Raw genomic sequence first — 22,437 nt, forward strand, 5'->3', positions numbered from 1 at the left:
AAACCCACCCCATCGCGGCCAGATTGAAACGTCATAACAGACTTGTAGCTGCTTAAAGCTTCCCTCGGCGCCGTGTGTAACAGCCCCCACCCAGTGCGCGGCGTCGAGGTTTACTCTCCCATTGCAATTAAATGCCGCACGGGTAACCTTTCCCGGGATACCCGCGAAAGGCCAGACGTATGCGTGATTTTCATCTTCCCGGCCGCTCGCCGGTGTTTGCCACCAATGGCATGTGCGCCACGTCCCACCCCTTGCCGCCAAGATCGCCGTTCAGATGCTGGAATCCGGCGGCAATGCAGTGGATGCCGCCATCGCGGGTGCGGTTGTTCTGGGCATTTGCGAACCACAGATGACCGGCCTTGGCGGCGATTGTTTTGTGCTCCTCTCGCCTGCGGGCAGCGATGATATTCTTGCGCTGAACGGATCGGGCCGCGCGCCTGCGGCGCTGAACCCCGACACCCTCCGCGCCAAGGGTTTGCAAACCATGCCCCTGGACAGCGCCGATTGCGTGACCGTGCCCGGTGCGATTGATGCCTTCTGTCGCCTGTCCACCGATTGGGGGCGAATTGGCCTGAAAACCACCCTTGCCCCGGCAATCCACTATGCCGAAGCGGGCGTGCCCATTGCCCCACGCGTGGCGCAGGATTGGGCCATCGCCACCGACCGGATCGCGGGAACGGCCCGGGAAAAATACCTTTTGAACGGGCAGGCCCCTGCGGTCGGTCAGATATTTCGCGCGCCTGAACAGGCCGAGGTCTTGCGCCGGGTCGCGATGGATGGACGCGCGGGATTTTACGAGGGCGAAGTGGCCGAAGATCTGGTCAACAGCCTGCGCGCCTTGGGCGGCACCCATACCCTGGAGGATTTCGCAAACACCGCCTGCGATTACACCGATCCGGTCAGCGGCCCCTACAACGGTATCGACCTGGTGGAACATCCACCAAATGGGCAGGGTGCCACGGCGATTTTGCTGACCAACATCCTGTCGCACTTTGATATAGCCGCCATGGAGCCATTCGGCGCCGACCGCGCCCATATTGAGGCCGAAGCGACCAAACTGGCCTATGACGCGCGCAATCGGTTTATGGCCGACCCAGATCACATTACGCGGCTGTCCCATATGTTGGCCCCGGAAACGGCAAGCGCACTGGCCGCGCTGATCGACCCGAAACGCGCCATGGCCAACCCGGCACAGATTTCCGAAAGCGTGCATAAGGATACGGTTTATATCACCGTGGTCGACAAGGATCAGATGGCCGTTTCACTGATCTATTCGATCTTTCACAGCTTTGGCGCGGGTCTTGCCTCTGACAAATACGGGATATTGTTCCAGAATCGCGGCGCCGGTTTCACGCTTGAGGCCGGTCACCCGAACGAAGCGGGCGGCGGCAAACGCCCCATGCACACGATTATTCCGGGCATGTTGCGCCAGAATGGCCGGGTGATCATGCCGTTTGGCGTAATGGGCGGCGCGTATCAACCCAACGGTCATGCGCGGTTCCTGTCAAATCTCACCGATTACGGTATGGACCCACAAACCGCCATCGACGCCCCCCGGGCATTTTCCGATGCCGGGGTGATGAAAGTCGAACGGGGCTACAGCGATGCCGTCCGCGCCGATCTGACCGCGCGAGGGCACAAGGTGACTATCCCGCAAACCCCCATCGGCGGGGCGCAGGCGATCAGGATCAATCATGAAACCGGCGTGTTGGAGGGGGCATCCGACCCACGCAAGGATGGCTGCGCACTGGGATACTGAGCCGCGCAGGCTCAGTTCATCTGAAAATCGAGAGGATAGGCCCCATCGCGAAAATCGCCAAATAAATCAGCCAGATCCGGGTGGTCCACCGGTTCGCCCGAATAATCGGCAACCAGATTTTGCTCTGACACATAGGCGACGTAATAGCTTTGGTCGTTTTCGGCCAGCAGGTGGTAAAACGGCTGGTTCTTTTTGGGGCGGCTGTCTTCGGGAATGGCATCGTACCATTCCTCGGTATTGGCAAACATCGCGTCGACATCAAACACCACACCGCGAAACGGATGTTTCCGGTGGCGCACGACCTGACCCAAATGATATTTGGCGCGAGTTTTAAGCATAGAGTCGTCCCCCTGACACACGTTAATAATCAATTCCGCCCTGCGTTGTCCATGGAACCTCCCGAGAATCGGGGAAACAGTCTGTGAACCTAATTTTAACAGTCTTTGACGTGGCCGCCCCCGTGTTCCTGTTGGCGGCGTCACACGCCGGGGCTGTATCACACGTCATTTGCTGCGCCGCTGGTGATGATTGCCCTTCCGGTCACACTTGCGTTTGTGATCGGAACGCGCGGGGATTTTCATTTCACCCCGGCGCGAGTTTCAGCTAGGTTATCCACAACAAAACGATAAAAAAAGCGAGAGGCAGATGAGCAGACGTCTTCGCGCCCTGATTCTATTGGTTTTCGTGGCTGGCTGCGGCAGCCGCGATTTTGAGGCGCCCCGAAACCTGGATAACGCCTGTTCGATCGTCGATCAGCGTCCGAAATACCTTAGGGCGATGAAAGCCACTGAGCGGAAATGGGGCATCCCCGTCGCCGTGCAGATGGCGACGATCTATCAGGAGAGCAAATTTATCGGCAATGCGCGAACACCGCACCAATACGCCCTCGGGATCATTCCCATGGGGCGGCAATCCAGCGCGTTCGGTTATTCTCAGGCCCTTGATGCCACCTGGCAGGAATACAAGGATATTCAGGGCAATCGCCGCGCAAAGCGCGACGATATCCGGGATGCCACCGATTTCATGGGCTGGTACATGCACGAATCCAATCGGCGGCTGGGCATTTCCAAGGCCGACGCGCGCAGTCAATATCTGGCCTATCACGAAGGGCGCACCGGATTTTCCCGCCAAAGCTATAACAGCAAACCGTGGCTGTTAAGGGTGGCCGGCGAGGTGCAGAACCGCGCCGTCACCTATGATGTTCAGCTTCGGTCCTGCCGAAAAATCTGATCATCCCCGGCGCTGTCCCACCTCGTATGGAATATTGAACAGCGTTGAGGACAGGTTGCCCCCCGTTTTCATATTGCCCAGAATCACCGTGGTTCTGGCGCCCGCCCCATCGGTGATGATCCACTGACGCAGCTCGATCGGGTTGGCGGTGAACACCAATTCGATGCTGCCGTATTCGGGGTTTTCCGGGTCTTGGGCCACGACAATGGTTTTCGGCCCGTCTTCGCGATGGCCGACCACCATGTTGCGCCGGGCCAGATCGACGTTGCGCTCAAGGATAATGCTCAGCGGTGTGCGCGACAGGGGGTATTGTTCGGGTTCAACGGCGTTGGATTTCGCATCGAAAATCGCCACCTGACCGCCCCCCACCATCACCAGGGTTTTTTCCGGCGGATTATAATCGAACCGGCATCGTCCGGGCCGTTTGATATAGATCTTGCCCGTTGAAATGGTGCCGTCATCATTCACCTGCGTGAAATCGGCCACCGCCGTCTGCAACTTGTTCAGATAGGCCGAAAGCGCGCCCAGCGATGTCTTGGCCATGGCCGGGGCGCCTGTCGCAAGGGCCGTGGCGGCCGTGCCGGCGGCCAGAAATCTGCGTCTGTTCAACATCGTCGTCCTCATGCGTTGGTTGCCTTTCATATAGGGGCAGGGTGCGCCCGGTGCCAAGGACAGGCAATAACATCGGCGCGATATTGATCGGCGGAACCGCGCCAATGGTTGTGCGTTATCGCAATAACCGGGGGCGAAAACACCCCGCCCCATGACGCACAGAAGTAAAAGGAGCCCTGTAATGCCCGAAGCATTCATCGCCGGATTGAACGACCAAACCCGCCACAAGATGATCGACCTGCTGAACGCCCGTCTGGCCGATACCATCGCCCTGACCATGGCCGTGAAACAGGCCCATTGGAACCTGAAAGGCCCCGGATATATCGGGGTTCACGAACTGCTGGATGATGTGGCCGACCGTCTTCGCGATGGCGCCGACCTGATGGCGGAACGCGCTGTTATTCTGGGGGGCCATGCCAAAGGCACACTGGAAGAGGCCGCGGAACACTCGACCCTTTCGGCCTATCCCACCGATCTGGAGCCACTTTCCGATCATGTCGCCGCGTTGAAAGAGCGGTTCCTGGCCGTGGGCGAAAGCCTGCGCAAAGCAATAGACGAGGCTGCCGATGCCGGTGATGCAGGTACCGAAGATCTGTTCACCGAGGTAAGCCGCGCTGTGGACAAAGACGCGTGGTTCATCGGCTCGAACGCGCCAGCATAACCAACCGCCACGCAAAAGGCCCGGGCGGCGCGCCCGGGCCTTTGTTGTCTTATCACGCGATCAATGCTGTTCCGGCACCAGAATTTCGCGTTTCCCCACGTGGTTGGCGGATGAAACGACGCCTTCGTCCTCCATCTGTTCCACCAGGCGCGCGGCCTTGTTATAACCGATGGCCAGCTTGCGCTGAATATAGCTGGTCGAACATTTCCGATCCTTGATGACAATCGCAACGGCCTGATCATAAAGCTGATCTTCGCTGTTGCCGTCACCGCCCAGACCCAGCACCGCGTCGATGCTGCTTTCCTTGTCCTCGTCCGGGCCTTCGATCACCCCCGACATATATTCAGGCGGGCCGAACCCCTTGAGGAAGTTGACGATTTCCTCAACCTCTTCATCACTACAGAATGGCCCGTGAACGCGGGTAATCTTGGCCCCGCCAGCCATGTAAAGCATGTCACCCATGCCCAAAAGCTGCTCGGCGCCCATTTCACCCAGAATGGTGCGGCTGTCGATTTTCGATGTCACCTGAAACGAAATCCGGGTGGGGAAGTTGGCCTTGATCGTGCCGGTGATCACATCGACCGAGGGGCGCTGCGTGGCCATGATCAGGTGAATCCCCGAGGCCCGTGCCATCTGTGCCAGACGTTGAATGCAGGCCTCGATTTCTTTGCCTGCCACCATCATCAGGTCGGCCATCTCATCGACGATGACAACGATAAACGGCAGGATCTCGGGCTGGATCTCTTCGGTTTCGAACACGGGTTCGCCCGTGTCATCGTCAAACCCGGTCTGCACGGTACGCGAGAACATTTCGCCTTTTTCAAGGGCTTCGCGCACCCGACCGTTATAGCCTTCGATGTTGCGCACCCCCATCTTCGACATCTTGCGATACCGTTCTTCCATCTCGCCCACGGTCCATTTCAGGGCCACGACCGCCTTTTTCGGGTCGGTCACGACAGGCGAAAGAAGGTGAGGAATGCCGTCGTAAACTGACAGTTCCAGCATCTTGGGGTCGATCATGATCATCCGGCATTCTTCCGGGGTCAGCTTGTAAAGCAGGGACAGGATCATGGTGTTGATTGCCACGGATTTACCCGAACCCGTCGTCCCGGCAATCAACAGGTGCGGCATCTTGGCCAGATTCGCGACCACCGGATCGCCACCGATATCCTTGCCCAGGGCCAACGGCAGGCGCATGGAGCTGTCGCCAAAATCGCGCGCCGCCAGAATTTCGCGCAGCACGCACATTTCGCGGTTCACATTGGGCAGTTCGATCCCGATCACACTGCGCCCCGGCACCGTCGAAACCCGGGCCGAAAGCGCCGACATGGAACGCGCAATATCATCGGACAGCCCGATCACGCGGCTGGCTTTAAGGCCCGGCGCCGGCTCAAGCTCATACATCGTAACCACGGGGCCGGGGCGGACCGACACGATTTCGCCTTTCACACCGTAATCGTCCAACACCGATTCCAGCATCCGCGCGTTTTCTTCCAGCGCTTCGTCGCTCAGGACATGACGGGTAACGGTGTCGGGACTGGTCAGCAGGTTCAATGGCGGCGATTCATAGGCGGCGTATTTGTCCTCGAATTGCAGGGCAGGCTGAGCCTCGGCCCGGGCCTGCTTGCTGGGTTGAACGGGCTTTTTCGGCGGGTGCTGCACCACGCTTTTCGGTGCTTCGCTCTGGGCCGAACGAAACACCGGGGGCGCCGGGGCGGGGGTGGGTTGTGGCGCGACCAGCTCGGGCTCGGGCATCGGCGCGGCGGCCAATGCGGCATCTTCCTCAACCTCAACCGCTGCGCGCGATACCGGCGCCGGGGTTGGCGCGTGCAGCGGCGGTTCGGCGGGCAAACGCGGAGCGGTATCAAGGATCATCGGTTGCGGGCCGCGCGGATGGCGCCCACGCATCGGCGGTTCGGCCCGTGCCCCGGCACCTGCCGTCAGGATCGGCTGCGCGCGGATCCGTGATTTGATCACGTCGGCAATCTTTGCCTTGATCCGGTCATCCCCCACCTCGGGCACCACATCATAGTCTTCGGCCACATCCTGCGGAACATAATCGGGTTCCGCGGGGCGTTTGAACAGGTTCGGCAGGCGCGTGAACAACGAAGGTTTGGGTGCGGTCTCAATCACTTCGTCGTCGTCGAACACGCCGTATGGGTCATTTTCCACGGGTGCCGGATCGTGACGCGCGGCGCGCAAAACCGGGGTGCGGCGCGGCGCCTCGGGTTGCGGCACTGGCTGTGCCATTTCGGCATCAAGCTGGGCGCGCATTTCTGCCGCCTCGGCCGCCGCCGCGCGCGACACGGCCCGTTTTTCAGCCATGGAGGACGAGGCGGTATGCGCAGCCCGCAACCCCACAACCGCGCCCTTGCCCAATCCCTTGGCCCCCTGCCCCAGGCCATTCATGATCATGTCATAGCTGCGGATCACCGACAGGATCAGGAAACTGGCGATATGGCGCAGTTCAGGCCGGGTGAACCCCAGAACAAAGGCCCCCATGGCCAGTGTTCCGATGGCCATGAAAAACGCCATCAATTTCAGACCAAACGTCGCCTTGACCGGAACAACCCCGAGAACGGCACCCAAAATCGTATCGCCAAACAACCCGCCCAGCCCAAAGTAATGGGCCCACCCGGCAGGTGGTTCGTGGGTCGAGATATAGACCGACGCCAGGGCAATTGCCAAAGGCGCGAATATCAGGCGTGCCGATGCCCGATCATCGCCAAAATGGCCAACAAACCGCACGCCCCAAGTCATAAACACCACCACAAAACCCCAGGCGCCCCAACCCACAATGTTGAACAGCGGCGCCGCAATCGACGCCCCAAACCGGCCCAGCAGGTTTTGCGCGGGTTCGCTGGTGACAGAAAACCACGACGGGTCATTCGGAACATAGGATCCCAGCAAAAGCGCCACCAGAACCCCAACCGCAAGCAGCGCCATGCCAAGCAATTCCTTGCCACGCCGTTCCAGCGCTGCCTGTGTGTTGCTGTCAAAAAGCGGGTCACGCTGTCTGGTCTGATAGGCCATACTCGTCCGTCCTCACGTAAAGAGACAGTCGCGAAGCTGTTCAAGCCCGCGCTGCATTTCTTGTTCCGGGGCCACAAGCGCGACCCTTATATATTGATGTCCGGGGTTGGTCCCGTTCACATCCCGCGCAAGATAGGCCCCCGGCAGCACCCGGACCCCTGTTTCGCGCCACAGTTTCACGGTTGCCGCTTCGCCATCGTCCACGGGCAACCACAGGAAAAATCCGGCCTCGGGCGCACCACAGCCCTGAATACCTGCAAACACCTGATCTGCGATGTCGAACTTGCCGCGATACCGTGCGCGGCTTGCCTCGACATGTGTTTCGTCGTTCCACACCGCCGCCGCCGCCATCTGAAGCGGCAGGGGCAGCGGCGCACCGGTATAGTTGCGCAGTTGCTTCAACGCTTTCAGATTGCCGGCCCCAGAGGCCACAAACCCCGACCGCAACCCGGGCAGGTTCGACCGTTTGGAAAGCGAATGAAACACCACCACCCGGTCCGGGTCGGCGCCCATTTCCCGGGCCACCTGCAACGCCCCCACGGGCGCGGTATCACGGTAAACCTCGGAATAACACTCATCCGCGAAAACACGGAAATCGTGTTTTTCGGCCAGTGCGATCAGATCCCGCCAATATTCGCGGCTTGCGACCGCGCCCTGCGGATTGGACGGCGAACAGAGATAGGCAATGGCGGTCCGATCCAGCACATCCCGGGGCAGCGCGCCATAGTCGGGCAAAAATCCGGTGGCGCCAGTGGCCGGCACATAGACAGGTTCGGCCCCAACAGCCAGGGCGGCCACGGCATAGACCTGATAAAACGGATTGGGCACCAGAATCACCGGCGTCTTGCCATTCTTTACCTCGGGGCACAGGGCAATCGCGCTGTTGAACAGCCCCTCTCGGGTGCCGTTCAGCGCCATTACCTGAGTCGCCGCATCCAAGGCCACGCCATAACGGCGCTGCACCCACCCGGCAATCGCGCTCAGCAGTTCGGGCGCGCCATCGTTCGGGGGGTATTTGCCGAATCCGGCGGCGTGTTCGGCGATCACATCCACGACCCATGCCGGAAATTCATGACGCGGCTCGCCGATCGTCATGTGAACAGGCGTTCCGCCGGGCGTATGGACGTCCAGCAGGTTCCGCAGACGCGGAAACGCGTACTCAGGCAGGTTCGAAAACCTCTGGGGGTATTGCATCGGTGCCTCAAAATTCGGGGTCATGTCGCCCCTTTGAGGGGACGATAGCGCAGGCGCGCGCACCCGGTCCAGAAAAAGCCCCGCCATTTCCACAGTTTGGCGCGCCGGGTGTGTCTTTCAGGCCAAGGCGCGTTCGGCCGCAGCACCAAGACGCAACAAGCGATGTTCGCTCATCGGCCCGCTTTGCAGGGTGATCCCGGTCGAAGGCAGGCCCGTGGGCAGGGTCAGTGCCGCCAGCCCCATCAGATTGCCGATGCGTGTGTTGCGCAAAGTCATCAGATTGGCATTGACGAAGTAATCGGATTCGTTTTCCAGCCGGGCCAGATTTGGTGGCAGAATCGGACAGGTGGGCAACAACACCGCGTCAAAACCCGCAGTGGCAGCGGCATATGCCGCGCGGCATCGCTCGATCGTGCGCCAGGCGGCAACATAATCGGGGGCGCTGACCCTGGCGCCGCCGCGAAACCGCTCGCGCACCTGATCGTGCATCGCCTCGGGGTTGGCCTCGATCACGTCTTTCCACACACCGTATGCTTCGGGGGCGAACAACGTGCCGGACAGGGCCATCGCCTCGTCCACTTCGGGAATCGTGCATCGCGTCACAATGGCGCCGGCACCCTGCAACCGTTCAACCGCGCTCTGAAATCCCGCCGCCACTTCGGGCGCCAGATCATCCATGGCGATTGTCTCAAGCACCATGAAACGGGCACCGGCAAGGTCGGCGCCGGTCAGGTCAGGCGCCGCGCCACCCTCCAGCGCGGCCAGCATAAGCGCCGCATCCTCAACCGAGCGGCACAGGGGGCCGATCGTGTCGAATCTGGGGCAAAGCGGCACGACACCTTCCACCGGCACCCGGCCGAGGGTGGTTTTCAACCCCACCAGATCGTTCCAGACCGCCGGCGCGCGCACCGACCCGCCCGTATCCGACCCGATACCACAGGCCGCCAGCCCGAACGCCACGCTGGTTGCCGCCCCCGAGGACGAGCCGCCCGACACCGCCCCATGATCGTTGATGCAGGGGGGCGATGCGGTGACCGGGTTCATGCCAAGCCCCGAAAACGCCAGTTCGGTCATATGCGTTTTGCCCAAACAGACCAACCCGGCAGCCCCGGCGTTGCGCAACACCTGCGCATCACGCACCGGCACCCGCCCTCGCAACAGGGCCGATCCTGCCTCGGTGGCAACGCCAGCGGTATCAAACAGGTCTTTCCACGAAATCGGAACACCATCCAGCAGCGACAGGCGCCGTCCCGCCTGCGCGCGATCGCGGGCGGCGCGGGCCTCACTTCGCGCGCGGTCGGGGGTGGTGCGGGCATAAATGCGCGGGGTGAACTGATGGGTTTCGATGGCTGCAAGATACGCGTCGCACAGCGCCAGCGGGTCAATCTGCCCCGCCCCGATCCCACGCCCCAAATCACCCGCCGTCATGTTCAGCCAATCAGCCATCACCTGCCCCCTTGTTTGTCGCGACGACGCTAGCGGCAGTCGGGCGCATGGACAATGGCCGCCGTCTGCTCCATTTCTTTGGGCATGAATACCGACACCCATATCGTGATCGCAGGCGGCGGTTTGAACGGCGCAACACTGGCCCTGGCTTTGGCCAGTGGCGGGTTCAGTGTAACGCTTATCGACGGCAAACCGCGCGAAACCCGTGCCGATCCGGCATTTGACGGGCGCAGTTATGCCCTTGCCCATTCGTCCTGCGCAATGCTGCGCGCGCTGGGGCTGTGGGACGGGCTGCGCGAGGTTGCCCAGCCGATTCTGGACATCAAGGTCAGTGACGGACGCGCGGGCGAAGGACCATCGCCTTTTGTGTTGGAATTCGATCACAGTGAAATCGAGGAAGGCCCCATGGGCCATATGGTTGAGGATCGCCACCTGCGTCCGCGCCTTCTCGACGCACTTGATGCGACGCCGGGAATCACCGCGATTTCCGGGCGCAGCGTCACGGCCCAGATGGTTGACCCCACCGGCGTGACTGTCACCCTTGACGATCACAGCACAATCAACGCCGGGCTGTTGATCGGCTGTGACGGGCGCACCAGCGGCACCGCCCGGCGCGCCGGCATTCGCCACACGGGCTGGAGCTATGGGCAGACCGCGCTGGTTGCGGCCATCGCCCACGAACACCCGCACAACGGTGTGGCGCATCAACTTTTCATGCCCGAAGGGCCGCTGGCGATTCTTCCCCTGTCCGGAAACCGCAGCTCCATCGTCTGGACAGAGCGTGACGCCACCGCAGGCCGCATCAACGCCCTGCCACCCGAAGAATACCTTGCCGTGCTGCGCCCCCGGTTTGGGGGTTTTCTGGGCGACATTGCGCTGGCGGGCGCGCGGTTCACCTATCCCCTGTCCCTGTCCCTTGCCCAGTCGATGATCGCGCCACGCCTGGCCCTGTGCGGTGATGCCGCCCATGGGATGCACCCCATCGCCGGACAGGGTTTGAACGCCGGGCTGAAAGACATCGCCGCCCTCGCACAGGTGCTGGCCGAGGCAAAACGGCGCGGCGAAGATATCGGGCGGACCGATGTATTAGAGCGATATCAGCAATGGCGCCGGTTCGATATCGCGTCTATGGCCCTGGCCACAGACACATTCAACCGGCTGTTTTCCAACGACAACCCGCTGCTGCGCGCCGCCCGTGATCTGGGCCTTGGCACCGTCAACGCCCTGCCCCACCTGCGCCGTCGCTTTATCCGCGAGGCGGCGGGCCTGACCGGTGACCGACCCAATCTGTTGCAGGGCCGGCCACTTTAGGCCGCACAAACAAAAAGGCGCGCCCCGCTTGGGACGCGCCTTTGAATGTCACTCAGACAAAGATCACTCAGCCGGAACACCGTCTTTGCGGCGATGTTTGATCGGCGCCCAGATCCGCTTGTTGGTCAGGTACAAAAGCACGGACAGGATCACCAGCATCAGAACCCCGACAAACCCGGCCTGCTTGCGCGCCATCATCTTTGGCTCGGCCGTCCACATCAGGAATGCGGCCACATCTTCGGCCATGTGGTGCATGTCGGCCGGATGGCCATCGGCATAGGTCACCGCATCATCATACAGCGGCGGCGTCATGCCGATCCAACCACCGGGAAATGCGGTGTTTTCATAAAGGACCGTTCCCGCCTGTTCCTTTTCTTCGCCGGTGAAGGACGTCAGGATATTGACGATATATTCCGGCCCGCCGATCCCTTTGACGAACTGGTTGATCCCGGAACCATATGGCCCGTGGAACCCGGCGCGGGCCTTGGCCATCAACGACAGGTCCGGCGCGTTTGCCATGCCCGACTTGGGGAAATGGTCAACGGGTTTGGCCGGGCGATAATCGCCCGCACCATCGCTCAGTTCGGGGTCGAACACGTCGATATTGGCGGCATAGGCAGCCACCTGATTTTCCGGCAGGTGCGGGCCGCCCTCATCCCCGAGCGAGCGGAACGGCACGAATTCCAATCCATGACACGCCGAACAGATTTCGGTATAGACCTGCAACCCGCGCTGAAGCTGGTTCTGATCGTATTTGCCGAACGGGCCTTCGAAGGAAAAGTCCACATCGTGGATATGGGGCTCTTCCCCGGCGGCAAAAGCCGCCCCCGAGGACAGGCCAAACGCCAGAGTTACGGCAATGGTAAGCTGCTTGAGCATCTCGATGCTGTCCTTTCTCACTCGGCCGGGGCGGCAGAGGCTTTGCTATCCCCGGCCTCCGGTGCGTAGTGCGCATTGAAATCGTCTTCGATGGTTGCGGGTTGCGACCGCGGCTTTTCGATCACACCCAAAAGCGGCAGGATGATCAGGAAGTAAGCGAACCAATAGGCCGCCGCAATCAGCGAGATCGAAGCATATGGCTCTTCCGGGGGCATGGACCCACACCACATCAGCACCATGAAATCGAGGGCCAGCAGCGCAAACCACCATTTGAACATCGGGCGATACCGGCCCGACCGCACCGAAGAGGTATCAAGCCAGGGTGCCAGCGCCATCACGAAAATCGCACCGAACATTGCCAGCACGCCAAAGAACTTGGCGTCGACGATCCCACCGGTCAGGAACGAGGCAAGCTGTACCGCCCAGACATCCGCCGTGAAGGCGCGCAGGATGGCGTAGAACGGCAGGTAATACCATTCGGGCACAATATGCGCAGGCGTCGCGAGGGCGTTCGCCTCGATATAGTTGTCGGGGTGACCCAGATAATTGGGCATGAAGCCCACAATCGCAAAATACACCGCCAGAACCACGGCCAATGCGAAAAGATCTTTCAGCACAAAATAGGGCCAGAACGGAAGCGTGTCTTTCTCGGCTTCGGCTTTTGACCCGCGCCGCACCTCAACCCCGGTGGGGTTGTTGTTGCCCGTCGTGTGGAACGCCCAGATATGGACGGCCACCAGGCCGACAATCACAAACGGCAGCAGATAATGCAGCGAAAAGAACCGCGTCAGCGTGGCATTGTCCACGGCAGGCCCGCCAAGCAGCCATTGTTGCAGTGATTCGCCAATGAACGGGATGGCACCAAACAGCCCGGTGATCACCGTCGCGCCCCAGAATGACATCTGCCCCCAGGGCAACACATAGCCAAGGAAACCGGTGGCCATCATCAGCAGATAAATCAGCATCCCGATGATCCAGGTCACCTCACGCGGTTCCTTGTAGGAACCATAGTAAAGACCCCGGAAAATATGCAGATACACCGCAACAAAGAACAGCGATGCACCATTGGCGTGCATGTAGCGCAGCATGAAACCGCCATTCACATCGCGCATGATATGTTCGACGCTTGCGAACGCCAGTGTGGTGTCAGGGGTATAATGCATCACCAGAACAATGCCGGTAACAATTTGCAGCACCAGACAGAACGTCAGGACGATGCCCCAGATCCACATCCAGTTCAGGTTCTTCGGGGTGGGGATCATGATCGTGTCGTAAAGAAGCGCGACAACCGGCAGGCGACGGTGAAGCCACTTTTCGCCGCCGGTTTTCGGCTCGTAATGGTCGTGCGGGATTCCAGCCATTTTATGCTCCGTTATCCGAGGACAAGTGTGGATTCGTCGTCGAACCGTGCGACGGGAACCTTGAGGTTCTTGGGGGCCGGGCCCTTGCGGATACGTCCGGCGGTATCATAGTGCGAACCGTGGCAGGGGCAGAACCAGCCATCGAAATCACCCGCTTCGCCCAGAGGCACACAGCCAAGGTGCGTGCAGACGCCGATCATCACCAACCATTGACCGTCTTCCGACAGGGCGCGGTTCGCATCCGTTGCCGGCGCATCGGCGGCAAGGTTCTGATTTTCGGCAGTGGGATCGCGCAGATCGGCAAGGGGAACATCGCGCCCTTCGGTGATTTCTTTCTCGGTACGGCGGCGAATGAACACCGGCTTGCCTTGCCATTTCACCGTCAGCTGGGTGCCTGTTTCGACACCGCTTATATCCACCCGGATGCTGCTCAGGGCCTGAACATCGGCCGACGGGTTCATCTGGTTGACCAGCGGCCAGACCGCAGCCCCCGCAACGACGACACCGGCGCCACCGGTTGCATAGTACAAGAAATCGCGGCGCGTGCCTTCGGGATCATCAGCGTGGGACACGGCATTCTCCATCTTCTGGCCCGCAATGGGGCAAATACAGGACAGCCCCGCCGTTGGGCGAGGTTGTTTCTCTGCCGTTTCTTAGCGGGGAGTCATTGGCACGTCCAGCGGACAAAGCCGCACATCGTGCAATCTTGCCTCAATCAGGGTTCTCTGGCCACGCCTGACGTTCCAAGATAAGTGTCGGGGTCACCAACAACAGGATACCCACCAATGAAGGACCACCGCAATTCGCCGTTTCGTCAGGCCCGGGAAGACATGCGCCAGGCCAGGGAAATCCCGGATACGCCGCAAACCCGCGCACCCTCATATCAACTGGCCTTTGCCGATGATTCCTTCCTGTGTCGCGACGATCTGCGTCCGGTGCGCCTGCAACTGGAACTGCTCAAACCTGAATTGCTGCTGACCGAGGCCGGAATCGAATCGACAGTGGTGCTGTTCGGGGGCGCCCGCATTCCCGAACCGGCCAAAGCGGACGGTGCGCGCACGAAAACCCTGGCCGCCCTGTCGCGTTATTACTCCGAGGCCCGCGAATTCGCCCGGCTGATGACCCTGCGGTCGATGGAATCCGGCGGCCATGACGATGTGATCGTCACCGGCGGCGGGCCGGGCGTGATGGAGGCCGGCAATCGCGGTGCCATGGATGCCGGGGGGCAATCGATCGGGCTGAACATCGTTCTGCCCCACGAACAGGCGCCGAACGAATATGTCACACCGGGCCTGTGTTTCAACTTTCATTATTTTGCGATTCGCAAGATGCACTTCCTTATGCGGGCGCGGGCGGTTTGTATCTTTCCCGGAGGGTTTGGCACCCTGGATGAAATGTTCGAGGCCCTGACCCTTATTCAAACGGGCCGCATGGAGCGTGTGCCGTTCCTGTTGTTCGGGCGCGCCTTTTGGGAAGGGATCATCAACTGGGATGCCCTGTCCGAAGCGGGCACGATTTCGCAAGACGATCTCAACCTGTTCCGCTTTGTCGAAACCGCAGCCGACGCAATCGAGGCAATCGACAGTTGGGACGGCGCCGGTACGAAACGGCAGGAAATCCCCGGGCGCTGATCTGCGAATTCATGTGCAAGGTGCCGCGTCGGGCAACTGGCGCTGCACCTGAAACGTATTGGAATGACCCGGAAAGGGGGTTCCGAACCTGCGGGCCAGCGCCAGATGACTATACCCAAGATCCGATCCCTTGCACAACCGCGCACCGGTCTCTGCCATGCAAAGCACAAGCCCACCCCCGGCCGGACGCAGGGTATATCCCTTGCGGGCGAGACCGATTTGCAAATCTTTCCAGGTTGGTGAAAAGGCAAATTCGTCAGCGAGAAGCGACCGCAAGGGAGCGACGAGCGCCTCATCGGTCCTGTCGTCCCTCTTCGCACTCCTGCGGCGCCGCAAATCCCGCACGACAGCATTGCGCACGATCTGCCCCACACTCACATCCTCGGACAACGCAATCTTGCGCAGCGTCTGCACCATCTCGTCCGGCATTTTAAGAACCACATCCATGGTCCTATCACACCGCAGTTTGGTTAAAAAAACCTAAAGCTTGGCCGCTTCCCTGCGTACGCCCTTACGCACCCGCTCGCTTTCACTTTTCAACTGGCCACAGGCCGCCATGATATCTTCCCCCCGGGGCTTGCGGACCGGCGAAGCATAGCCTGCGTTAAAGATAATCTCGGAAAACGCCCGTATCCGGTTGTTGCTTGACCGCTGATAGGGCGCGCCAGGCCATTCGTTGAACGGGATAAGATTGATCTTGGCCGGAATTCCCCGGATCAGTTCGATCAGACGATATGCATCCTCGTCACTGTCATTCACATCCTTCAGCATCACATACTCAAACGTGATCCGCTCGGAATTGCTTACCTTGGGATAGCTGCGCAAGGCCCCCAGTAATTCGGCGATGTTCCATTTCTTGTTGATCGGCACCAGCCGGTCACGCACCTCGTCCGTGGTCGCGTGAAACGACACTGCCAAAAGGCACCCGATTTCTTCGGCGGTGCGCGCAATCTCAGGTACAACACCCGAGGTTGACAGGGTAATCCGCCGCCGCGACAGGGAAATTCCCTCGGGGTCCATGGCAATTTTCATCGCATCGCGCACCGACTCGAAATTATAAAGCGGCTCGCCCATTCCCATCAGCACGATGTTGGACAACAGCCGCGTTTCATCGTTCGGCCCGCCCGTTTCCGGCCATTCACCCAGATCGTCACGTGCCAGCATCACCTGCCCGATGATTTCGCCTGCCGTCAGATTCCGCACCAGCCGCTGGGTGCCCGTGTGGCAAAACGAACAGGTCAGAGTGCAGCCCACCTGCGAAGAGATACACAGGGTGCCGCGATGTTCTTCGGGGATATAGACGGTTTCAACCTCATGCCCCCCAGCGATCCGCACCAGATATTTGCGCGTCCCATCGGCACTTACATGCCGTTCGACCACCTCGGGAATCTCGATCACAAAGGTTTCGGCCAAAAGCGTGCGATAGGCCTTGGCCAGGTTGGTCATCGCGGCAAAATCGCGCACGCCCTTTTCATAGATCCACTGCCAGATCTGGCCGGTGCGCATTTTCGCCTGTTTCTCGGGCGTTCCTGCCGCGATCAGCGCATCGCGCATTCCGTCGCGCGTCAACCCCACAAGGTTAAGCGGTCCGCCCTCGGGCAGTTTGCGCGGAAGGGTCAAAAGATCCTGCGTAATGGGCGCGGGGGCGGGCATGGCAAACACTCCGAGGGTTGAATGTCCTGCCTATATGGGATTCGCGCGTGAAATACAAAGCACAGCCTGCACTGACGCGGCGATCATTCACGGCGCGACAGGGCAGCGGGCGGCGTATTGTCTTCCACGCAGCCATGACGCGCGACTCCGATCAGAAAAATCAACACTGCGGCGACCAACGGAATGACCATCGGACCGGCCAGGGTGATGGCACAATCGGGGAGAACCGCCAGCACCTCGAATAGATCACGGGCCTGGCCCATATGACAGCTTTGCAGGATCATCGTCAGGCCCCCACCCGCCGCGCCCGGGCGCGGTTTCCAATGTCACGCAGGCTTGCCCCGTCGTCTTTCCGTGCCGATTGCGCGGCACTTGGCCCATGCAGCATCCGATGCACCAACATCTGCAAACACATCACCCCCACACCAAGTGCCACCAATGCCATAATCCCGCCCAGCGGTGTGATGTTCAGGCTCAGGCATGCCCCCGCGGGCACGCCCATGAACAGGGCGTGAAACAAGCCGACGATTTCGGGGCAGGTGACAACGGCAAAGGGATCAGGAGGCATGGGAATCCGGTATGGGTAAACGCACACCCACCCAACCCGGTGATCCTGACCTCAGTATGGCGAATCGCGCCTTTGTGTCGCCGCAAAGTGTCCCGCCAGGCAGCGGGCCGCCAATCAGTTGGCGCAGCGCTTGGATGCTTCGTCCATCGCCGCAGTGAAACCAAACAGCGAAAACGTATCTTCGGTCTTGGTGCCGCGTGATGAACGGGCGGTCAGCACCGCCTCGGAGCCGCGTTTCAGAGCGGCTACGATCTTGGCATCCTCGGCATCCGAGGCCGGCCAGGCCCATTCGCCATCGACGAACAGCTCAAACTTGGTGCCGCCGACATCCATGCTGACAGTCGATCCCGGCGCAAAGGGATAACCACCGGTAAACGATACCTCGGCCTTTGCGCCCGATCCGGGGCGGAAACTGACAAACATCAGGATATCACCCCGACGCACGGCAACAACGCGCCCATCTTTCGAATTGACGGTCTGTTTGGGGCTGGACACGCTCCAGCATTCCTTGGGATCGTTTTCGACGAACACGGCCCAAGCGGTTTCAACGGCAACCCGGTTGGTGGATTCGGCCTGCGCAAATGCGCCCGTCGCCCCCACCGCAAGCGCCATGGTCACACCGATACGCACGAAGAATGAATTCATATCAATCACAGCCTCCAGCTGCCTCTGCCTCTCGGGAGCGCGCACACGGCCCATCTGGGCAGGCCTTGAACAGCGCGGTTTCCTTTTTGTCTCTGCGGTGCGACTTTAACGGCAAAAGCACAGCCAATAAAACCCCCTGCGGCGGAAAATCGCTTAACCGTGAAAGGAAGACGAACCCCATGACAACTGCTGAAACGATGGTCGAGGTCTGGCGCGGCGGATTGCTGGAATCTGCCCATACCGGGCATGGTGTGATCTGCGATGGCACGGGCCAGATTGTGCAGGCCTGGGGGGATCCGGACACGGTGATCTTTCCGCGCTCGTCGTGCAAGATGCTTCAGGCCCTGCCTTTGGTGGAAAGCGGCGCCGCCCGGGCGGCCGGCCTGTCTCAGCGACAGCTTGCCCTGTCTTGTGCGTCACATCAGGGCGCACCGATCCATGTTGAGGCCGTCAACGCCTGGCTGCGCGATATGGGAATGGGGGATGACAATCTGCGCTGTGGTCCCGAACCGTCGCGCGATACCGAGCTGAAGCTGGCCATGATCCGCGCCCATGAAGAACCCTGTCAGGTTCATAACAATTGTTCCGGCAAGCACGCCGGTTTTCTGACCCTGACCCGGCACCTCAAGGCCGGGCCGGACTATGTGGATATCGCCCATCCGGTGCAAAAGGCAGCGCGCGCCGCGTTTGAAGAGGTGACAGGCGTGGACAGCCCCGGATACGGGATTGACGGCTGTTCTGCGCCCAATTTCGCCACGACAGTGCAGGGGCTGGCCCATGCCATGGCCCGCTTTGCCAGTGCCCGTGATGGCCAGGGGACACGACAAGCCGCCATGGCGCAGCTGCGCGAGGCGATGGCCGCCCACCCCGAACTGGTGGCTGGTGAAGGGCGCGCCTGCACCGAACTGATGCGCGCCATGGGCGGTGGGATTGCGATAAAGACAGGCGCCGAGGCGGTGTTTGTCGCCATGTTGCCCGATCAAGGGCTGGGCGTGGCAATCAAGATCGTCGATGGCGCAACCCGGGCGTCGGAATGTGCCATCGCGGCGATTCTTGTGGCGCTTGGGGTGCTTGACCCGGCCCATCCGGCCACGGTCAGGCGATTGGGCGCGCCGCTGTTGAACCGGGCCGGGGTGCAGGTTGGATCGGTGGAAAAGGCGCGCGGCTTTTGCGAGGGGCGCATTGGGTAGGCGTTTTTTGAGTATTTTTATCAGTAAAAAGCGGGGGTGATGAATTCATCCCTGCTGTAGCCCTGAAGAAACAGCAGTGCGCTGAGGTCGCCGTGGTTGATCCTGAGGCTGGCCTTGGCGGCGACGGCGGGTTTGGCGTGCAGGGCGACCCCGGCCCCGGCGGCGCGGATCATCGCCAGATCGTTGGCGCCGTCGCCCACCGCCATGGCATCGGCGGGGGTGATGCCCCGTTTGCCGCAAATGCCGTGCAGCGCGTCAAGCTTGGCCTGCTGGCCCAGGATCGGCTGGCCCACCTCGCCGGTCAGCCTGTCGCCACTGGAAATCAGGGTATTGGCGCGGTGTTCGTCAAAGCCAAGCCGCGCGGCGATGCGGGTGGTGAACTGGGTAAACCCGCCTGACACAAGGGCGGCGTAGGCGCCGTTGGCTTTCATTGTGGCCAACAATTCCGGCCCGCCGGGGGTAAGGGTGATACGGGTGGTCAGCACCTCGTCGATCACGGTCACCGGCAGATCGGCAAGCAAGGCAACCCGTTCGTGCAGGGCCGCTTCAAAATCCAACTCACCGTTCATGGCGCGGGCGGTGATACCCGCCACATGGGCGCCCACCCCGGCGCAATCGGCCAGTTCGTCGATACATTCCTGCCCGATCATCGTGCTGTCCATATCCGCGATCAGCAGCTTTTTGCGCCGGTTTTCAAGCGGTTGAAACGCAAGATCCACACCCTGTGCCTGCAACGTCGCCCAGACCTCGGGCAGGTTTTCAGGCCGCTGCGCCAGCGCGAATTCCGCCGCCTCGTCCGCCGCCAGCCATTGCACATCCCCGCCGCCCCATGCGTTGCGCAGGGCATCTGTCAAAGCCGGGTCAAGCCCCGGGTGCGCGGGATTGGTCAGCAGGGTAACGACATACATGGCAGGTTCCTTGGCGTGGTCTATGGCGCGTTAAAACCACGGCGCCCCCCGGATGCAAAGCCCTTATCGCGGCAGGGGATTGGTGGCCTTGGCATAGGGTTTCCAATCCGTGATCTCGGGGTAATGGGCGCGCCGCCATTGCCGTACTTTGGGGTTCATCCGGCGGCGCCACAGGGGCGGCGCCATGGCCAGCATCGTCATCAACGGATAGCCGACGGGCAATTGCGGCGCTTCGGTTTCGTCATAGGTTTGCAACAGGGGGAACCGGCGGTCGGGTTTATAATGGTGATCGGAATGGCGTTGCAGATTGATCAACAGCCAGTTTGACCCGGTATGAGAGGCATTCCAGGAATGATGCGGTTTGACGTGCTCATAACGCCCCCCGCCCAGATGTTTGCGCGTCAACCCGTAGTGTTCGACGTAATTCACCAGTTCCAACTGCCACACCGCAATCCAGCTTGACCAGAGCAACAGGGCCAGCCCCGCCCAACCGCCCAGTACCAGCGCCAGTGCGACACAACCGGCCTGCAACGCCCAATAGCGCCAGAACGGGTTTGAACGATGCCAGCGCGACAGGCCCTTGCGCGCCAGCATCGCCGCTTCGGCCCTGAAGGACGAGCGCAGACATTGGTGCAGCACCCGGAGAAAGAACCGGTGGAACCCTTCGTTATAGCGCGCCGTCACCGGATCGCGCGGGGTGCCAACATAGCGGTGATGCACCAACAGGTGTTCACTGCGGAAATGCGAATAAAACACCATGGCCAGCAACAGATCGCCCATCCAGCGTTCAAGTTTTGGTTTCTGGTGCATCAATTCATGGGCATAGGTGATGCCGATGGTGCCATTGATCACCCCGACACCGAAAAACAGCACGATCTTTTCCCATGTGGCAAGGTGGCCGGTGTGGGCGACATACCAGATCAGGCCAAAGGTCATCGCGAATTGCACCGGAAACCAGATCATGGTGATCAAACGATACCAGAACAATTGCGTATCCGGTGTTTGCGGGTCGGGGTTGCGTTCATCAAGCCCGGCAAAGACATCGACGATGGAAAACAGATACCAGGTGCAGACCGGCACCAGACCAAGAGTCCAGCCCCCTTGCGACGCCCCCACAGCCAAAAGCGGAATCAGCGCAAGCGACAGCCAGAACGGCAAGGCGCGGGTCAGGCCGGAAAGGGGTTTCATGGTCATCGCGGGGGCCTTTGGCGTTGGGTTTGCGGCAGTATAACGCAGAAGTATTACCGCTCAATCACCGGGAATGCGGCCAGACGCCGCGTCGTGAACCTTGCGCATCACTGTGGGCAGGGCGGCGGGGCTGAAATCTTCGGGCGGTATGAACGTGCCGACATCGGGTTCGGCACTTTGGCTGACAGCGGCGGTGCGGACTGACAGGATCAGGTGAAAATGGGTGAAGGTGTGGCGCACCTCGACCCCGGGATCACGCCAATCGGCGGTGATCGGTGGCTGCTCCACCTCTTGTTCGCCCCAGGGTGCGCCGGGCCAGCCCAGCATCCCGCCCAACAGCCCCCGGTCCGGTCGCCGTTCCAACAGGAACGCGCCATCGGCCCGGCGCGCCACATAGGCAATACCCCGGCGCACCGGCTTGGCCTGTTTGGGCAGCTTGCGGGGCAATTGTGCCGCGATTCCGCTGGCCCGCGCGGCACAGCAGGCCATCAAGGGGCAGATCCCGCAGGCCGGGGATTTGGGCGTGCAGATCGTGGCGCCCAGATCCATCACCGCCTGTGCATAATCGCCCGGGCGGTGCGCCGGGGTCAGGCGGGCGGCGAGGGCGGTCAGTTCAGGTTTGGCGGTGGGCAGGGGTGTTTCAACGGCAAACAACCGCGCCATCACCCGCTCGACATTGCCATCGACCACGGTTTCACAGCGATCAAACGCAATCGCCGAAATCGCAGCGGCGGTATAGGGGCCGATCCCCGGCAGTTTAAGCAACTCGTCACGATTATCAGGAAACGCCCCGCCCAGCGCGACCACAGCGCGCGCGCATTTCAACAGATTGCGCGCCCGTGCGTAATATCCAAGGCCGGCCCATTCCCCCATGACATCGCCATCTTGCGCCGCTGCCAAATCCCCGACCCGGGGCCAACGGGCGGTAAAGCGGTGGAAATAGCCGCGCACAGCGGCCACCGTGGTTTGTTGCAGCATCACCTCGGACAGCCACACCCGGTAAGGGTCGGGGCGCAGGCCCGCCGCGCGATCCGCAGGCGACACCCGCCATGGCATTTCGCGCGCATGGCTATCATACCACGCCAAAAGCGCGCTGCTCAGGTCCGTTTCACGCAATCTTTATGGTCCCATTTCACTGTTACTCTTGGTATGCACCGCCACAGGCCCT

The 22,437-nt window shown here is 61.0% G+C and carries 21 protein-coding genes and 1 pseudogene; 6 read left to right on the forward strand and 16 right to left on the reverse strand.

Translation table 11 applies throughout. From position 1 onward, the window contains the following. Window positions 1-179 precede the first annotated feature (179 nt). Window positions 180-1,759: pseudogene (locus tag AC0L7P_RS01705) on the forward strand (gamma-glutamyltransferase family protein). An 11-nt stretch (window positions 1,760-1,770) separates the two neighbouring features. Here AC0L7P_RS01705 and hspQ read toward each other — a convergent pair. Beyond that, entirely contained in the window at window positions 1,771-2,097 is a 327-nt protein-coding gene (gene hspQ / locus AC0L7P_RS01710) for a heat shock protein HspQ (RefSeq protein ID WP_473434209.1), read from the reverse strand. Window positions 2,098-2,404: 307 nt separating this feature from the next. Here hspQ and AC0L7P_RS01715 point away from each other — a divergent pair, with 307 nt between their 5' ends. Continuing rightward, window positions 2,405-2,989: a transglycosylase SLT domain-containing protein gene (locus AC0L7P_RS01715; protein ID WP_473434210.1), complete on the forward strand. Its 585-nt coding sequence runs from the start codon at window positions 2,405-2,407 to the stop codon at window positions 2,987-2,989. On the opposite strand, the gene AC0L7P_RS01720 is transcribed toward AC0L7P_RS01715, so the two are convergent. Beyond that, window positions 2,990-3,601, reverse strand: a complete 612-nt coding sequence (locus AC0L7P_RS01720; RefSeq protein WP_473434211.1) for a LolA family protein — start codon at window positions 3,599-3,601, stop codon at window positions 2,990-2,992. A 181-nt stretch (window positions 3,602-3,782) separates the two neighbouring features. Between AC0L7P_RS01720 and dps the strand changes: the two genes are divergently transcribed. Beyond that, entirely contained in the window at window positions 3,783-4,262 is a 480-nt protein-coding gene (gene dps / locus AC0L7P_RS01725; protein WP_473434212.1) for a DNA starvation/stationary phase protection protein Dps, read from the forward strand. Between the two features lie 60 nt (window positions 4,263-4,322). On the opposite strand, the gene AC0L7P_RS01730 is transcribed toward dps, so the two are convergent. The 3 genes from AC0L7P_RS01730 to AC0L7P_RS01740 form a co-directional block, all read right to left on the reverse strand. Beyond that, entirely contained in the window at window positions 4,323-7,295 is a 2,973-nt protein-coding gene (locus AC0L7P_RS01730) for a DNA translocase FtsK (protein WP_473434213.1), read from the reverse strand. Between the two features lie 12 nt (window positions 7,296-7,307). Next, a complete protein-coding gene (locus tag AC0L7P_RS01735; RefSeq protein WP_473435520.1) occupies window positions 7,308-8,489 on the reverse strand; it encodes an aminotransferase class I/II-fold pyridoxal phosphate-dependent enzyme in 1,182 nt (393 codons plus the stop codon). 117 nt (window positions 8,490-8,606) lie between these two features. Beyond that, window positions 8,607-9,935 carry an amidase gene (locus AC0L7P_RS01740; RefSeq protein ID WP_473434214.1) on the reverse strand — a complete coding sequence of 443 codons (1,329 nt, stop codon included), beginning with the start codon at window positions 9,933-9,935 and terminating at the stop codon, window positions 8,607-8,609. 84 nt (window positions 9,936-10,019) lie between these two features. On the opposite strand from AC0L7P_RS01740, the gene AC0L7P_RS01745 reads away from it, so the two are divergent. Next, window positions 10,020-11,246, forward strand: a complete 1,227-nt coding sequence (locus AC0L7P_RS01745; RefSeq protein WP_473435521.1) for a UbiH/UbiF/VisC/COQ6 family ubiquinone biosynthesis hydroxylase — start codon at window positions 10,020-10,022, stop codon at window positions 11,244-11,246. A 63-nt stretch (window positions 11,247-11,309) separates the two neighbouring features. On the opposite strand, the gene AC0L7P_RS01750 is transcribed toward AC0L7P_RS01745, so the two are convergent. From AC0L7P_RS01750 to petA, 3 genes are read right to left on the reverse strand one after another with little or no spacing between them, the layout of a single operon-like run. After that, window positions 11,310-12,125, reverse strand: coding sequence for a cytochrome c1 (locus AC0L7P_RS01750; RefSeq protein WP_473434215.1), 816 nt, complete (start codon window positions 12,123-12,125; stop codon window positions 11,310-11,312). A 17-nt stretch (window positions 12,126-12,142) separates the two neighbouring features. Continuing rightward, the gene (gene petB, locus AC0L7P_RS01755) at window positions 12,143-13,486 is read right to left on the reverse strand and encodes a cytochrome b (RefSeq protein ID WP_473434216.1); all 1,344 of its coding nucleotides are present in this window, start codon (window positions 13,484-13,486) and stop codon (window positions 12,143-12,145) included. An 11-nt stretch (window positions 13,487-13,497) separates the two neighbouring features. Beyond that, entirely contained in the window at window positions 13,498-14,058 is a 561-nt protein-coding gene (gene petA, locus AC0L7P_RS01760) for a ubiquinol-cytochrome c reductase iron-sulfur subunit (RefSeq protein WP_473434217.1), read from the reverse strand. 213 nt (window positions 14,059-14,271) lie between these two features. Between petA and AC0L7P_RS01765 the strand changes: the two genes are divergently transcribed. Beyond that, a complete protein-coding gene (locus AC0L7P_RS01765) occupies window positions 14,272-15,117 on the forward strand; it encodes an LOG family protein (RefSeq protein ID WP_473434218.1) in 846 nt (281 codons plus the stop codon). 9 nt (window positions 15,118-15,126) lie between these two features. On the opposite strand, the gene AC0L7P_RS01770 is transcribed toward AC0L7P_RS01765, so the two are convergent. From AC0L7P_RS01770 to AC0L7P_RS01790, 5 genes are all read right to left on the reverse strand, one after another. Continuing rightward, entirely contained in the window at window positions 15,127-15,564 is a 438-nt protein-coding gene (locus tag AC0L7P_RS01770) for a hypothetical protein (protein WP_473434219.1), read from the reverse strand. 33 nt (window positions 15,565-15,597) lie between these two features. After that, the gene (gene rlmN, locus AC0L7P_RS01775) at window positions 15,598-16,770 is read right to left on the reverse strand and encodes a dual-specificity RNA methyltransferase RlmN (protein WP_473434220.1); all 1,173 of its coding nucleotides are present in this window, start codon (window positions 16,768-16,770) and stop codon (window positions 15,598-15,600) included. 83 nt (window positions 16,771-16,853) lie between these two features. Next, on the reverse strand, window positions 16,854-17,054 hold the full coding sequence (locus AC0L7P_RS01780; protein ID WP_473434221.1) for a hypothetical protein: 201 nt from the start codon (window positions 17,052-17,054) through the stop codon (window positions 16,854-16,856). Between the two features lie 2 nt (window positions 17,055-17,056). Continuing rightward, window positions 17,057-17,338, reverse strand: a complete 282-nt coding sequence (locus tag AC0L7P_RS01785) for a hypothetical protein (protein ID WP_473434222.1) — start codon at window positions 17,336-17,338, stop codon at window positions 17,057-17,059. 114 nt (window positions 17,339-17,452) lie between these two features. Continuing rightward, window positions 17,453-17,983: an invasion associated locus B family protein gene (locus AC0L7P_RS01790; RefSeq protein ID WP_473434223.1), complete on the reverse strand. Its 531-nt coding sequence runs from the start codon at window positions 17,981-17,983 to the stop codon at window positions 17,453-17,455. A gap of 179 nt (window positions 17,984-18,162) precedes the next feature. Here AC0L7P_RS01790 and AC0L7P_RS01795 point away from each other — a divergent pair, with 179 nt between their 5' ends. Beyond that, window positions 18,163-19,173, forward strand: coding sequence for an asparaginase (locus AC0L7P_RS01795; RefSeq protein ID WP_473434224.1), 1,011 nt, complete (start codon window positions 18,163-18,165; stop codon window positions 19,171-19,173). A gap of 20 nt (window positions 19,174-19,193) precedes the next feature. Here the strand turns inward: AC0L7P_RS01795 and serB are convergent, their stop codons facing one another. The 3 genes from serB to mutY all read right to left on the reverse strand — a co-directional run bounded on the left by serB (window position 19,194) and on the right by mutY (window position 22,385). Then, window positions 19,194-20,081, reverse strand: coding sequence for a phosphoserine phosphatase SerB (gene serB, locus AC0L7P_RS01800; protein ID WP_473434225.1), 888 nt, complete (start codon window positions 20,079-20,081; stop codon window positions 19,194-19,196). 63 nt (window positions 20,082-20,144) lie between these two features. Then, window positions 20,145-21,269: an alkane 1-monooxygenase gene (locus AC0L7P_RS01805; RefSeq protein ID WP_473435522.1), complete on the reverse strand. Its 1,125-nt coding sequence runs from the start codon at window positions 21,267-21,269 to the stop codon at window positions 20,145-20,147. Window positions 21,270-21,329: 60 nt separating this feature from the next. Beyond that, entirely contained in the window at window positions 21,330-22,385 is a 1,056-nt protein-coding gene (mutY, locus tag AC0L7P_RS01810; protein WP_473434226.1) for an A/G-specific adenine glycosylase, read from the reverse strand. Between the last annotated feature and the right edge of the window lie 52 nt (window positions 22,386-22,437).

The sequence above is a fragment of the Oceaniglobus sp. K40-3 genome (genome assembly GCF_055808395.1).

Bases quoted from the DNA above. Each gene is read 5' to 3' on its own strand.
- hspQ (WP_473434209.1), bottom strand. From the start codon at position 2,097: ATGCTTAAAACTCGCGCCAAATATCATTTGGGTCAGGTCGTGCGCCAC.
- AC0L7P_RS01715 (WP_473434210.1), top strand. From the start codon at position 2,405: ATGAGCAGACGTCTTCGCGCCCTGATTCTATTGGTTTTCGTGGCTGGC.
- AC0L7P_RS01720 (WP_473434211.1), bottom strand. From the start codon at position 3,601: ATGTTGAACAGACGCAGATTTCTGGCCGCCGGCACGGCCGCCACGGCC.
- dps (WP_473434212.1), top strand. From the start codon at position 3,783: ATGCCCGAAGCATTCATCGCCGGATTGAACGACCAAACCCGCCACAAG.
- AC0L7P_RS01730 (WP_473434213.1), bottom strand. From the start codon at position 7,295: ATGGCCTATCAGACCAGACAGCGTGACCCGCTTTTTGACAGCAACACA.
- AC0L7P_RS01735 (WP_473435520.1), bottom strand. From the start codon at position 8,489: ATGCAATACCCCCAGAGGTTTTCGAACCTGCCTGAGTACGCGTTTCCG.
- AC0L7P_RS01740 (WP_473434214.1), bottom strand. From the start codon at position 9,935: ATGGCTGATTGGCTGAACATGACGGCGGGTGATTTGGGGCGTGGGATC.
- AC0L7P_RS01745 (WP_473435521.1), top strand. From the start codon at position 10,020: ATGAATACCGACACCCATATCGTGATCGCAGGCGGCGGTTTGAACGGC.
- AC0L7P_RS01750 (WP_473434215.1), bottom strand. From the start codon at position 12,125: ATGCTCAAGCAGCTTACCATTGCCGTAACTCTGGCGTTTGGCCTGTCC.
- petB (WP_473434216.1), bottom strand. From the start codon at position 13,486: ATGGCTGGAATCCCGCACGACCATTACGAGCCGAAAACCGGCGGCGAA.
- AC0L7P_RS01765 (WP_473434218.1), top strand. From the start codon at position 14,272: ATGAAGGACCACCGCAATTCGCCGTTTCGTCAGGCCCGGGAAGACATG.
- AC0L7P_RS01770 (WP_473434219.1), bottom strand. From the start codon at position 15,564: ATGGATGTGGTTCTTAAAATGCCGGACGAGATGGTGCAGACGCTGCGC.
- rlmN (WP_473434220.1), bottom strand. From the start codon at position 16,770: ATGCCCGCCCCCGCGCCCATTACGCAGGATCTTTTGACCCTTCCGCGC.
- AC0L7P_RS01780 (WP_473434221.1), bottom strand. From the start codon at position 17,054: ATGATCCTGCAAAGCTGTCATATGGGCCAGGCCCGTGATCTATTCGAG.
- AC0L7P_RS01785 (WP_473434222.1), bottom strand. From the start codon at position 17,338: ATGCCTCCTGATCCCTTTGCCGTTGTCACCTGCCCCGAAATCGTCGGC.
- AC0L7P_RS01790 (WP_473434223.1), bottom strand. From the start codon at position 17,983: ATGAATTCATTCTTCGTGCGTATCGGTGTGACCATGGCGCTTGCGGTG.
- AC0L7P_RS01795 (WP_473434224.1), top strand. From the start codon at position 18,163: ATGACAACTGCTGAAACGATGGTCGAGGTCTGGCGCGGCGGATTGCTG.
- serB (WP_473434225.1), bottom strand. From the start codon at position 20,081: ATGTATGTCGTTACCCTGCTGACCAATCCCGCGCACCCGGGGCTTGAC.
- AC0L7P_RS01805 (WP_473435522.1), bottom strand. From the start codon at position 21,269: ATGAAACCCCTTTCCGGCCTGACCCGCGCCTTGCCGTTCTGGCTGTCG.